Annotated in this window: 12 protein-coding genes; 8 read left to right on the top strand and 4 right to left on the bottom strand. The window is 27.9% G+C overall.

Going from position 1 to position 12,682, the window contains the following annotated elements:
* Positions 1-165 precede the first annotated feature (165 nt).
* The 7 genes from F811_RS0110605 (at position 166) to F811_RS16800 (ending at position 7,731) form a co-directional block, all read left to right on the top strand.
* On the top strand, positions 166-1,176 hold the full coding sequence (locus F811_RS0110605; RefSeq protein ID WP_020005221.1) for a galactose ABC transporter substrate-binding protein: 1,011 nt from the start codon (positions 166-168) through the stop codon (positions 1,174-1,176).
* A gap of 277 nt (positions 1,177-1,453) precedes the next feature.
* Positions 1,454-2,482 carry a galactose ABC transporter substrate-binding protein gene (locus F811_RS0110610; RefSeq protein ID WP_020005222.1) on the top strand — a complete coding sequence of 343 codons (1,029 nt, stop codon included), beginning with the start codon at positions 1,454-1,456 and terminating at the stop codon, positions 2,480-2,482.
* 61 nt (positions 2,483-2,543) lie between these two features.
* Positions 2,544-3,578 carry a galactose ABC transporter substrate-binding protein gene (locus F811_RS0110615; protein ID WP_020005223.1) on the top strand — a complete coding sequence of 345 codons (1,035 nt, stop codon included), beginning with the start codon at positions 2,544-2,546 and terminating at the stop codon, positions 3,576-3,578.
* Between the two features lie 278 nt (positions 3,579-3,856).
* Complete coding sequence (locus tag F811_RS0110620; RefSeq protein ID WP_020005224.1) at positions 3,857-4,909, top strand: galactose ABC transporter substrate-binding protein; 1,053 nt, start codon at positions 3,857-3,859, stop codon at positions 4,907-4,909.
* Positions 4,910-5,014: 105 nt separating this feature from the next.
* Entirely contained in the window at positions 5,015-6,520 is a 1,506-nt protein-coding gene (gene mglA / locus F811_RS0110625; protein WP_020005225.1) for a galactose/methyl galactoside ABC transporter ATP-binding protein MglA, read from the top strand.
* Between the two features lie 18 nt (positions 6,521-6,538).
* Positions 6,539-7,561: a galactose/methyl galactoside ABC transporter permease MglC gene (mglC, locus tag F811_RS0110630; protein WP_020005226.1), complete on the top strand. Its 1,023-nt coding sequence runs from the start codon at positions 6,539-6,541 to the stop codon at positions 7,559-7,561.
* An 11-nt stretch (positions 7,562-7,572) separates the two neighbouring features.
* On the top strand, positions 7,573-7,731 hold the full coding sequence (locus F811_RS16800) for a hypothetical protein (RefSeq protein WP_020005227.1): 159 nt from the start codon (positions 7,573-7,575) through the stop codon (positions 7,729-7,731).
* A 115-nt stretch (positions 7,732-7,846) separates the two neighbouring features.
* Here the strand turns inward: F811_RS16800 and F811_RS15760 are convergent, their stop codons facing one another.
* Both F811_RS15760 and F811_RS0110645 read right to left on the bottom strand, forming a co-directional pair.
* Positions 7,847-8,260, bottom strand: a complete 414-nt coding sequence (locus F811_RS15760; RefSeq protein WP_020005228.1) for an META domain-containing protein — start codon at positions 8,258-8,260, stop codon at positions 7,847-7,849.
* Positions 8,260-8,763: a hypothetical protein gene (locus F811_RS0110645; protein WP_020005229.1), complete on the bottom strand. Its 504-nt coding sequence runs from the start codon at positions 8,761-8,763 to the stop codon at positions 8,260-8,262. Before F811_RS0110645 ends, F811_RS15760 begins: the two co-directional genes overlap by 1 nt.
* 135 nt (positions 8,764-8,898) lie before the next feature.
* Between F811_RS0110645 and F811_RS0110650 the strand changes: the two genes are divergently transcribed.
* A complete protein-coding gene (locus tag F811_RS0110650) occupies positions 8,899-10,902 on the top strand; it encodes an FUSC family protein (protein ID WP_020005230.1) in 2,004 nt (667 codons plus the stop codon).
* Between the two features lie 3 nt (positions 10,903-10,905).
* On the opposite strand, the gene F811_RS0110655 is transcribed toward F811_RS0110650, so the two are convergent.
* The gene (locus F811_RS0110655; RefSeq protein WP_020005231.1) at positions 10,906-12,069 is read right to left on the bottom strand and encodes a DUF6348 family protein; all 1,164 of its coding nucleotides are present in this window, start codon (positions 12,067-12,069) and stop codon (positions 10,906-10,908) included.
* The gene (locus tag F811_RS0110660; protein ID WP_020005232.1) at positions 12,062-12,580 is read right to left on the bottom strand and encodes a phosphoesterase; all 519 of its coding nucleotides are present in this window, start codon (positions 12,578-12,580) and stop codon (positions 12,062-12,064) included. Before F811_RS0110660 ends, F811_RS0110655 begins: the two co-directional genes overlap by 8 nt.
* Positions 12,581-12,682 lie beyond the last annotated feature (102 nt).

The following is a 12,682-nucleotide window of genomic DNA, read 5'->3' on the forward strand; positions in this document are numbered from 1 at the left end:
TTTTTATTATAAATTATTTTAAAAAATAAAAAAGTTATTATATTAAAGTCATGGTATTAATTTTTATAAAATATAATTGTATATTTGAATATTATATTACTTGACAATAAAAACTATTAAACTATAATTTAAAAATGATATTAAATGTATTAGGAGCATATAAAAATGAAGAAATTTTTTATTTTATTATTGGTATTATTATCTTCTTCTCTTATTTTATATACACAGAAAAAAAATAATTCTATAGGTGTAGCACTTTATAGATATGATGATAATTATATGAAATATTTAAAACAATATATAGAAAAAAATATTACATCTTCCTTGCTTATAGTTGACTCTTATAACAGTCAATCAACTCAGAATGCCCAAATAGAAATGCTTCTAAAAAAGAATGTTAACTTACTTGCTGTTAATTTAGTAGATAAAAGTCAGGCACAAAAAGTAATAGATAAAGTGAGCATAAAAAATACGCCTATAGTATTTTTTAATAGAGAACCAAATCCAGAAGTTATGAATACATATGATAAAGTATGGTATATTGGAGGTACTAGCGAGGAGGCTGGAATGGCTCAAGGCAGAGTTATAGCAGAAAGCTGGAAAAACAGGCTTAATTGGGATAAAAACCAAGACGGAAAAATACAAGCTGTCATAATAAAAGGAGACCTTAACGACTCTGATACAATAAACAGAACAGAATACATGAAAAAATATATATCATCAAACAATATAAAAATGGATATATTAGCTGAAGTTTCTGCTATGGGAAAAAAAGATAATGCAGCAAAAGTAATGGAAAATCTAATAGCCAAATACGGTGAAAAGATAGAATATATTATATGCAATAATGATTATATGGCTTTAGGGGCATTAGAAACATTAAGGAAGTTAGGACTTAACAAAAACAGCAGAATGCTTAACTATATACCAATAATAGGAATAGACGGTATACCAGAATGTTTAGAGGAGATAAAAAATTATGGTATATTTGCTACAGTGCTTCAAAATCCAGCAATTCAGGCTGAAGTATTATCTTCTATATCAAGCAATATAATAAACGGCAAATCACCTTTAGACGGAACACATTTTAATTTTTATAATAATAAATATGTTGTAATACCCTATATACCAGTAACATTATCCAATATAGACAGGGCTATAAAAATATACGAATAAATAGTTATAATCTAACTTTGAAGTTATTTATGAATATGCAGTATTTCCATATACAAAACTAGTTAGGTGTACAGTATTATAAAATAAATTAGTTTTAATAATCACAAAGCATTTAAATATTATTCAAAACATTAAATTTAGTTTAAAAATAGCTCTGATATTAAGTTTATCAATAAAAAATTATAATAATAAATTATAATTTTTTACATATTTTTATTTGACTTATAAGTTTTTTTTTCATAAACTAAAATAATAACTAATAAAATAGGAGCTTTTTATGAATAAAGCAATTTTTTCTTTTTTGATTATATCATTATTTTTATTAATAAGCTGTTCAAATAATACAAAGACGGCCGATGATGAAATAGAACTAGGAATTACAATATACAGATATGATGACAGCTTTATTTCATTTATGAGAAGAAATATTGAGACTATGCTTAATGGAAAGGCAAAATTTATAATGAATGATTCGGAAAACGATCAGGTAAAACAAAATGATCAGGTAGATGCTGCAATTCAAAGAAATGTAAATGCTTTGGCTATTAATTTGGTTGATCCTGCATCAGCAAGTTTTATGATTAATAAAATCAGACCTGCTGGAATACCTGTAATATTTTTTAATAAAGAACCAAGTAAAGAAGATATGTTAAGCTATGATAAGGCATGGTATGTAGGTACTTTAAGTGAAGAATCAGGTAATATGCAGGGAGATATAGTAGTAAAAGCATGGAAAGAAAATACTTCTTGGGATAAAAACGGTGACGGAAAAATACAATATGTTCTTTTAAAAGGAGAAGCAGGACACCCTGATGCTGAAGCTAGAACAGAAAGAATCAAAGCTGTATTAACAGATAATGGCATAGAAATAGAACAATTAGATGAGCAGACTGCTAATTGGGATATACTTCAGGCTCAGACAGCTGCAGATTCTTGGATAGAGAAGTACGGTAATGATATAGAGTTTATATTTTCTAATAATGATGCTATGGCTTTAGGAGCATTAAAATCTATTCAAAAAGAAGGATATAATATAGGCGATAATAATAAATTTATACCTATAGTAGGAGTAGATGCTATACCAGAAATTATAGAAGAAATAAAAAAAGGTACAGTAGTTGGTACAGTTTTACAAAGCCCTAAAGATCAGGCTCAGGCAATAGTAGACATGCTTCTCAATGCTGCCAAAGGACAAGATGTACTTGCAGGAACTGAGTATAAACTAGACGATGTAAAAGCTGTAAGAGTACCATACAGAGCTATTACATTAGAAAATATCAATGAGGCGGCAGAAGCATATAAATAACAAATTTATAAATTATGTTTTAAATGTTTGAAAACAGTAAAATAAAATTTCAGGAGCATACATGGGCAGAAAAATTCTATTATTGCTAATAATTTTAACAAGTTTTATTATATCTTCATGTTCTGAAAATAAAAATAATAATAGTTTCATAGGAATTACTGTCTATAGAACAGATGATCCTTTTGCCAACAGCTTAAAAAGTAATATAGAAAAATTTATATCTGGAAGAGCAAAATATATAGTAAATGACTCTCAAAATAATCAAACTACGCAAAATAGTCAGGTAGATAACTATATTTCAAAAGGATCTAAAGTTCTAGTAATAAATTTAGTAGATACTCAGGCAGCACAGGATATAGTGGATAAAGCTAAAAAAAGCGATATTCCTATAATATTGTTTAATAAGGCACCAGACCTTTCAGTGATGAATAGTTATGATAAAGTATGGTATGTAGGCACTTTAAGCGAAGAAGCCGTTAATCTTCAGGGAAAAATTATTACTGATAGTTGGAAATCAAATCCTTCTTGGGATAAAAATGGGGATGGTAAGATTCAATGTGTAATACTTGAAGGAGAACCAGGTCATGCTGATACAAAAATTAGAACGGAAAATCTTATATCATTTATTGAAAATAGCGGTATAGAATTGGAAATATTGGATAAAAAAACGGCTATGTGGAACAGAGACAGGGCTAAAACTATTGTAGATTCTTGGATGTCTAATCACAATAATGAAGATTCTGATACCAAAATAGAGTACATATTTTCAAATAATGATGAAATGGCATTAGGAGCTTTAAAATCTGTACAGGGATTCGGATATAATAAAGGCGAATCAGATAAATTTATCCCTATAGTAGGAATAGACGCCATTGATGAAACTATTAAAGAAATTGAGAAAGGAAATATAGTTGGTACAGTTCTCAATGATAGTGTGAGTCAGGCTAAAGCAGTTTCTGATTTAGCACTTAACCTATTTAAAGGTGAAACTTCAAATCCTATATTAGGTACAGCTTGGACATTAGATAATACAAAATCTGTAAGAGTACATTATAAACCAATAACTATTGAATTACCAGATACTGTAAATAAATGATATATTTAAGTAAGAAAGAAAGACAGCTGATAGTAATATTGGCTGTCTTTTTTCAATTCTGTATTAATTTCAAATTAATTAAGTTATATTTGTAATATAAATGTAATATTATTTTACAAAAACAATAAAAACTAATCATAATATTATAAGTAAATGTTATTACGCAATTAATGCGTATTGTCAAAATGTAAAAAATTTGTTTTGACTTGATTTAAGAAAATAAATTTATATACTAATTAAATATAGAGAATATTAATTAATTTAAGGAGTTTTCTAAAATGAAAAAATCACTTATCGTTATAGGAGCATTAATAATGTCTTCTATTTTTGTACTATCATGCGGCGGCAATTCTTCTTCATCTGCAGCAGCTTCTACTGACGGTCCGACTATCGGAGTAACAATTTATCGTTATGATGACAACTTTATGTCTTTCTACAGAAGAAATATTGAAAGCAGAATCGCTGGAAAAGCTAATTTAATAATCAATGACTCACAAAATAACCAAGCTCAGCAAAATGACCAAGTTGATGTTATGATTCAAAAGGATGCAAAAGCATTAGCTATTAACTTGGTAGACCCTCAGGCAGCTCAAACTATCATAGATAAAGCTAAAGCTAAAAATATACCAGTTATTTTCTTTAACAAACAGCCTAGTGCTCAGGTTATGGCTAGCTATGATAAAACTTGGTATGTAGGTACTACTCCAGAAGAATCAGGCGATATGCAAGGAAAAATCGTTGTAGATACTTGGAAAGCTAATCCTGCTTGGGACAGAAACGGAGACGGAGTTATACAGTATGTATTATTAAAAGGCGAACCAGGCCACCCAGATGCTGAAGCTAGAACTAGCCATGTTACTATGTACATTACTAATAATGGTCTTAAAGTAGAAAGATTGGAACCAGAACAAACTGCTATGTGGGATACAGCAAAAGCTAAAGATATAGTAGATGCTTGGATGCAAAAACATGGCGATAAAATTGAATATATTTTCTGTAACAACGATGCTATGGCTTTAGGTGCTTTACAATCAGTACAAGCTTTAGGATACAACAAAGAAGGCGATACTACTAAATATATACCTATAGTTGGTGTTGATGCTATTCCAGAAATGATTAATGAAATCAAAAAAGGAACTGTAGCAGGTTCAGTACTTAATGACCCTGTAGGACAATCTCAGGCTTTAGTTGATGTTACTTTGAATGCAGCAGCTGGAAAAGATCCATTAGATGGTACTACTTGGACTTTGGACGAAGTAAAAGCTATTCGCGTTCCTTATGTTCCTATAACTAAAAATAATGTAAATGTTGCTGAAGAAGCATATAAATAATAAATAGTTTTCACTATAACTTACAGGGATATTATTTTAATCTTAATATCCCTGTATTATTATAATAGTAGAAGTAAAATTTCAATTCTTAAAGGTTTTTAATATATGGATAATAAAAAGATTGTTCTTGAAATGAAAGGTATTTCAAAGTCTTTTCCTGGTGTTAAAGCGTTAGATGATGTTAAGCTTACGGTAAGAGAAGGAGAGGTAGTAGCTCTTATGGGCGAAAATGGAGCTGGTAAATCTACTTTAATGAAATGTCTCTTTGGTATATACCGCAAAGACAGCGGAGAAATATTTTTAGACGGTAAAGAAGTTAATTTTACATCACCTAAACAGGCTTTAAATAATGGTGTAGCTATGGTTCACCAAGAGCTTAACCAAGTTAGACAGAGAAATATACAGGATAATATATGGCTTGGTAAATATCCGACTAAGATGGGAGTTATTATTGATGAGAAAAAGATGTATGATGATACTAAAGCAATTTTTGATGATTTAGAAATACCTCTAGATCCTAGAACAAAAGTATCTACATTATCTGTATCAGAAATGCAAATGGTTGAAATAGCCAAAGCTGTTTCTTACAACTCAAAAATATTGGTACTAGATGAACCTACAAGTTCCCTCACAGAAAAAGAAGTAGCAAAATTATTTAAAATCATCAAAAAACTTCAAAGCAGAGGTGTAGGTATGATTTATATATCTCACAAAATGGAAGAAATACTTCAGATATCTGATGAAGTTACTATAATGAGAGACGGTAAATATGTTGCTACTACTCCAGCCAAAGAATTAACCACTGATATGATTATTAAGCAGATGGTAGGAAGAGATTTAACTAATCGTTTCCCTGAAAAAACAAATACTCCTAGTGAAAATATTTTAGAAATAAAAGACTTCACAGCATTTTATCAGCCTTCGCTTAAAGATGTTAATTTCAATGTAAGAAAAGGAGAAGTATTTGGTATAGCAGGGCTTGTTGGTGCTAAAAGAACTGAAGTATTAGAAAGTATATTCGGTATGCGTACTTTATCTTCTGGACATGTTATAAAAATGGGAGAGGAAGTTAATAACTCCTCCACTAGAAAAGCTATAAAAAATGGTTTTGCTCTAGTTACTGAAGAGAGAAGACAGACTGGTATATTTAGTATGCTTTCTATTAATTTTAATTCTACTATAGCAAATATAGACCATTATAAAAATAAATTTGGTTTTTTAGAAAATAAAAAAATGCATGAAGATACTAAATGGGTAATAGACAGTATGCAGGTAAAAACTCCTTCTGAAAAAACTGCTATACAATCTTTATCAGGAGGTAATCAGCAGAAAGTTATTTTAGGTAGATGGCTTTTAAGCAAACCTGATATTCTTATGCTTGATGAACCTACAAGAGGTATTGATGTCGGTGCTAAGTATGATATATACAGACTTATTATAGATTTAGCAACTGTAGGAAAAGCTGTAATAGTTGTTAGTTCTGAAATGCCGGAATTACTTGGCATAACAGACAGAATAATGGTTATGAGTAATGGCAGAGTGGCAGGTATTGTTGAAACTAAAAACACTAATCAGGAAGAAATTATGGCATTGTCTGCTAAATATTTATAATTTTTAAAAGGAAAAATCATGGACACAAATAAAATAAACATTAAAACTATTAAATCATTTGTATTAAACAATGCTATATTTGCAGCATTACTTATAATAATTATAGGTATTATCATTAAAGAACCTAGTTTCTTCAGGCTCAGTAACTTCTTAAACATATTTGCTCAGGCCTCTACACGTATGATAATAGCTGTAGGAGTAGGAACACTTCTTGTAACACAAGGTAATGACTTAGGAGCAGGAAGAGCTGTAGGACTTGCTGCTGTTGTAAGTGCTTCTCTATTACAATCACCTACTAATCCTACTAGAATGTATCCAGACCTACCTATGCTTCCAGTTATACTTCCTATACTTTTAGTTATGGTTATACTTATGGTATTTGGATTTTTAAATGGTTTTATCATTTCTAAACTTTATGTAACTCCATTTATTGCTACTTTAGGTATGCAGCTTATACTTTACGGTGTAACTAGTACTTATTTTGACAGACCTCCATACGGTGCTCAGCCTATAGGAGGACTTGATCCTAGATTTACTAATCTTGCTCAAGGCGGTATAAAATTAGGAAGTTTTACTATATCATACCTAATCATATTTGCGGTCATTATAACGGCTATTATGTGGGTTGTTTGGAATAAAACTAAATTGGGTAAAAACATATTTGCTGTAGGAGGCAACCCTGAAGCTGCTGCTGTAAGCGGTGTTAATATTCCTCTTACTCTTATGATAGTTTATACTATGTCTGGTGCTTTATATGGTATAGCTGGTTCTTTAGAGGTTGCACGTGTTGGTTCTGCTACTAATAATTTGGGTAATGGTTATGAACTTGATGCTATTGCTGCCTGTGTTGTAGGAGGAGTTTCTTTCTCTGGAGGTATTGGTTCTATTTTAGGTATAGTTTCTGGAGTATTGATATTCCAAGTTATTAACTACGGTATGACATTCGTTGGTATTTCTCCATACTTACAGTACATAATTAAAGGTGCTATAATCATCGCTGCTGTTGCTGTTGATACGCAAAAATATTTGAAAAAAGTATGACGGATTTTATTATGGAATATGATAATAATAATGATCCTTTTAGGAGAGAATTTAATAAAAGAGAAACTAGAAAACGCACTTTAAAATCTTGGATATTCTTGGGATTTATAGTGATGATATTTCTCGCAGCTGAGTTTATAAGATATATTATGACTTTAATATATCATTAAAAAATAATAAAAGGGGCTTAATATAAAAGTTAAGTCCCTTTATTTTTTATAAAAATTTATTGTTTAAATTTTAGCTATTTTATGTATTGATAAAATACTAGGAAAATAATAAAAATTACTTTATCTCTTCATATATAAGAGGCTCATCTATAAATCTTGTATATATTATGAGTCTATCCCCATCTATTTTTAATGAATATGCTGTCTGAAGTATAGATAAATAATCGCCTTCTATTCTTCTTTTTTCTGCTGTATCAGTTTTTCTAGTGGTCTTTATCATATCTAAAGATATTAAATCGCCATCTATTTTACAGTTAGCATAATAATCATTTATAGCAGACTTACCATACACTCTTCCATTATCTATACTAATGGTTATATTAGCATATGTATACATGCTAATTAATTTATATACCTTAATTTTTTTTACTTCATAAGGCTCTTCTGCTATAGAAACAGAATTATGAGAACATGATATTAATAGTAAAGCTATTAACAAAACTATATAATATAAAAATCTTTTAGGCACTAAAATAAAGTAAGTTCTCCCTCTTTGCTTCCGCCGCCTGTAAGATCCTCAAATGTATCCATACCGCCTGCATTATTATCCATGCCACCATTAGCATTTCCTTTTATCATATCTTCAAATACAGGAGAACTAATTAATCTAGTATACGCCTGATTAGAGTTCTTCTCAAACTGTATATTAGGATTTGATTTAATGGCATGAGTTAAAAGAAGTTTAGCAAAACCATTTCTTCTGTAAGGATAATTCATATATATATATTTCAATACACCCTCTTTATTTATATAGTAATAACCATTAATTCTTCCATCTATGGTTAAAAGTCCTATATTTGTATTATTAGTATGAATTATTTTATTAAAATAAGCATCAGTATAAACTTCTTCTTTGTTGTCTTTTATTTTTATATTATGTATAAAATTCTGAAGTTCATTTCTGTATATACTGTTGTATTCGATAACAACAACTGAAGGATATTCTTCATGTTCTATAATTAGAGGTGGCATAATTAACTCCAAGCACTAAAAATATATTATTTTTACTATCGGCAATAATTAAGAAATTAATAATTTTTTATTGACTATTTTTCTATTTATAATATAGTCTTTCATATAATATAATAAAAAATTAAAATAAATTCAATGTTTTTTACAAATAAAAACTTTTATCAAAAACAAAAAGAAATATTCATAGCATTTCTAAAAAGAGCTTTAGACTTTGTACCAAGCGTATTAGTTGGTATATTTATACTTGTAATATCAACTAACCTATACGGCAGAGAAAACTCTACTATAGGAATAGTTGCTATTTTTATATGTGCATTTATGAGAAATAGTTTTACAGTATGGTCTTTCCCTGCTGTAGCTTTTAGAGTACTTCTTTTAGGACTTCTTGCCACTATAGCAGAACAAAATATTATACTAGTTATATCTCTTAATTTTATAGTACCTTTTTTAATAGTATTTCTGCTTTCAGATGACTTTGTACCTAGAAACTATTTTATATACGGCTTTGCTTATGTAATCTTTCAGGCATACAATATACCAATATCAAATATACATTTAAGAATGGAAGCTATATTAACTTCACTTCTTATAGTATTTATATTTTTGCTTATTAATAAATTTATTACAAGACATAAAGTTTCCAACAGCCTAGCATACAGAAGTATTAAATCAATAAACAAAAAATTAATGCTATTATACAATAAAACCTGCTCTTTGAATAGAAAAGATGAAATATTTTCTATAGTCAATGAATATACTTCTGCTATATATGTGGATTCATTAAAAAGACATGGTATTATGAATAACAGAAATATCAATCACTTTGAAATGGTTTTATTTCTTGAAGACACAAATCAGCTTATACAAAGAGAATATCAGAATATTGATAAACTTACTGATGATGACTGTGAATATTTTAAATATTTATATAATATACTTGAAAAAACAGCTAATTTATTAAGGCATGATATATCAAAACATGATAAAGAATATAATAGTATAATGAATGATATTCAATACTTTAATGACAATTATTATTTAAGTGATGAAAAAAGTAATTATGAATGGATATATGCCATAAAAAAACTAAAAGATATATTATCAAATATGTTTCAAAACAATAAAGATGACTTAGAAATAGAAAAACTTCTTAATTTAAAATTTATAAGATTAAAAAAAGAATTTAATATTAATAAATCACATTTCAGATTCTCTTTAAAAATGGGTATAGTAATGTGTATATCATTTACTATTAGATATTTTCTTCCAGATGAAATAGCAGTAAGAGGTTATTGGCTTCCTATATTATCATACATCATGATATATCCATTTTATGAAGAACAGCAGATTAATCTTAAAATAAATATATTAGGTAATTTTATAGGGGTATTCATATTTGCTGCAGTTTTTAAATATGTACCATATGAAATGATTATTCCTTCTATAGGAGTATGCTTTGTATTATCATTTGCTTCAATAAACGGATTTTTAAAAAAGATTTACGGTACAATATCGGCGTTAATATCATCTTTTCCATATATGCCTAAATTGATGTCGGCATCATCAAGAGCTGGATTTATAATCATAGCAGTACTAATAGTATGGATATTTGATAATTTTATTATCAAAACTGAAAGTCATAAAGGAATGGTAGATAAAATAAGCGAACTTATAGAAATGGATACTATAATACTTAATCAGATTAAAAAAGCTATAAACAATGAAGAAACTTCTCAGTATTTGTATGAGTGCCTTCTTAAAGCATATATGATTAAAAACAATATTATTATGCATGAAAAAAATCAAACTAGATACAAAGGAACTCCTATAACTGATTCGCTTATAGAAAGCAACAGAAAATTTATAGTAGAAGCAGAACAAATAATATTTTTAATAAAAAAATACAACAGACCTGAAGATAAACAGAATATGCTGATATTTATAGAATATATTGCAGGAATATTAGAAAACAGTGCCAAACTATTTAAAAATGAAATAATAGAGTTTAACAGCAGCGAAAATAAAAAGAAAGAAATTATAAAAAATAATTCCTACATTTTCTATAGACTTGAAAACTGCTTTGAGTCTATAAATGAAATTAATAATTCTATAAAAAACAATATTGATAATATATTTTAATTTTTATATAAACTGATATATCTCTGTAAAATTAAAAGTACAAGTTACAAATATATCTTTCATCTCTATGTTAGGTTTATTTTGAATGGTTTCGTATATTGTATTGTATGAACTGCTTATATGAACCAAATCATTAAATGTATCTTTATTAAAAATATTATTAGAAAATCCGTCTATCAAAGCATCTTCTATATACTTATAGCTTGTAAACTGAGTTTTTAATATTTTGTAAGATTTTTTTCCTATATTGACATGAGCGATATCATTAAAAACAACTTCTTTAAAAGCATATTGAGTGCATATCTCTGGTACAAAGTTAATAATCTCTTCTCTTATATTATTATCAGCTATAATATTATTTATACTATCAATAAACTTTTCATAATCACCTTCAAACTTTTCAAACTCAAGAACATACTCTATAACAAAATACTCAATTTCTTCTCTGCTGTAAGGGTATTTAACATATGTAGTATCAGACTGAAGTATGAAAAAAAACTGCTTTATAGAAAAAAACTCTCCGTCATTATCCCATTTAATAATCTCATTTTGCACGCAGTTTTCTAATACTTTATTATTGATGTTATTAATTGAGCATTCTGCCATAATTTCTCCGTCTGGCATTTTTGCTCCATAAGTCTTTATAAAACTCACTCTATTATTAGAAAGAATAAATGGCACCTCTTTTTTTATAGCATTCCATAAAAAACTGGAATATCCGTTATCTTCATCAAAACCTACATATTCATGATAACAGTCTTCTTTATTTTCTATATTTCCAAGACCTATCATAGGACTTTCGCATACTGTAAAAATCTTTTTATTATCAAGTATATAAGTCTCTATCTCATGATGATAAACTCCAGACAAAAAGTCTAGTATACCCTGTAAAGCACAGTATACAAAATTATCTGAAGAAAGTACTATAGCTCTATATTCATCAGAGGCTATACTCGAAGAAGATTCAAAAAATACATCATCAAAAAGCGGTGCTTTAACATAAAAATATATAGTGCATAATATACTGTTTTTCTTTTCTATCTGAACTATTTCAGGCTCAATAGTAATATCATAACTTAATAATCTAATAGAATCCTTTTCTATTAAATTTTTTTCTGTTATAGTTTTATGAAGTCTGTGTAACAGCATATCTTTATAACTATTCATACATCACCATTTTTAATATTTCATCTATGGATATTGGGCTATAATTGTGAATATCACATGCAGCATTAAATGCTCTCTTATGATATTTTCTATCATTATGCCAATGACCATGTATTAGAACAGCATTATTATAATATCCTTCCCATTCTAATATTGGATAATGAAACAAAACAATATTTTTAATTTTTTTATTATATTCTTCTATATTTAATACATGATAATCTTTAATAAATAAAAATAATTTTTTGTCAAACTTATCATTATCTATAAACTTATCATTATTTCCTTTAATCAAATATTTATTTCCCTTGAGTATTTTTAAAATATTTGAAGTTTTTATATATCCTTTTTCATTTGAAAAATCGCCTACAATATATATATCATCTTTATCAGATACTTTTTTATTCCAATTATCTATTAAAATATTATGCATAGAATTGCAGTCATCAAAAACTTTTTTTCTTGCACTATGCATATAAAAAAAGTGCGTATCTGAGGTGAAATATATCATGTATAATAATATCCGTAAACAAAAACATTATATTAATTAAATATTTATTGTTTTCATTTCTTACATTTTTAATAAAAATATAGACATTTCATAGTTTTTATC

This window comes from Brachyspira innocens ATCC 29796 (assembly GCF_000384655.1).
Classification (GTDB): domain Bacteria; phylum Spirochaetota; class Brachyspiria; order Brachyspirales; family Brachyspiraceae; genus Brachyspira; species Brachyspira innocens.

Bases quoted from the DNA above. Each gene is read 5' to 3' on its own strand.
- mglA (WP_020005225.1), top strand. From the start codon at position 5,015: ATGGATAATAAAAAGATTGTTCTTGAAATGAAAGGTATTTCAAAGTCT.
- F811_RS0110620 (WP_020005224.1), top strand. From the start codon at position 3,857: ATGAAAAAATCACTTATCGTTATAGGAGCATTAATAATGTCTTCTATT.
- F811_RS0110650 (WP_020005230.1), top strand. From the start codon at position 8,899: ATGTTTTTTACAAATAAAAACTTTTATCAAAAACAAAAAGAAATATTC.
- mglC (WP_020005226.1), top strand. From the start codon at position 6,539: ATGGACACAAATAAAATAAACATTAAAACTATTAAATCATTTGTATTA.
- F811_RS0110615 (WP_020005223.1), top strand. From the start codon at position 2,544: ATGGGCAGAAAAATTCTATTATTGCTAATAATTTTAACAAGTTTTATT.
- F811_RS0110660 (WP_020005232.1), bottom strand. From the start codon at position 12,580: ATGATATATTTCACCTCAGATACGCACTTTTTTTATATGCATAGTGCA.
- F811_RS0110645 (WP_020005229.1), bottom strand. From the start codon at position 8,763: ATGCCACCTCTAATTATAGAACATGAAGAATATCCTTCAGTTGTTGTT.
- F811_RS0110605 (WP_020005221.1), top strand. From the start codon at position 166: ATGAAGAAATTTTTTATTTTATTATTGGTATTATTATCTTCTTCTCTT.
- F811_RS0110655 (WP_020005231.1), bottom strand. From the start codon at position 12,069: ATGAATAGTTATAAAGATATGCTGTTACACAGACTTCATAAAACTATA.
- F811_RS0110610 (WP_020005222.1), top strand. From the start codon at position 1,454: ATGAATAAAGCAATTTTTTCTTTTTTGATTATATCATTATTTTTATTA.
- F811_RS16800 (WP_020005227.1), top strand. From the start codon at position 7,573: ATGGAATATGATAATAATAATGATCCTTTTAGGAGAGAATTTAATAAA.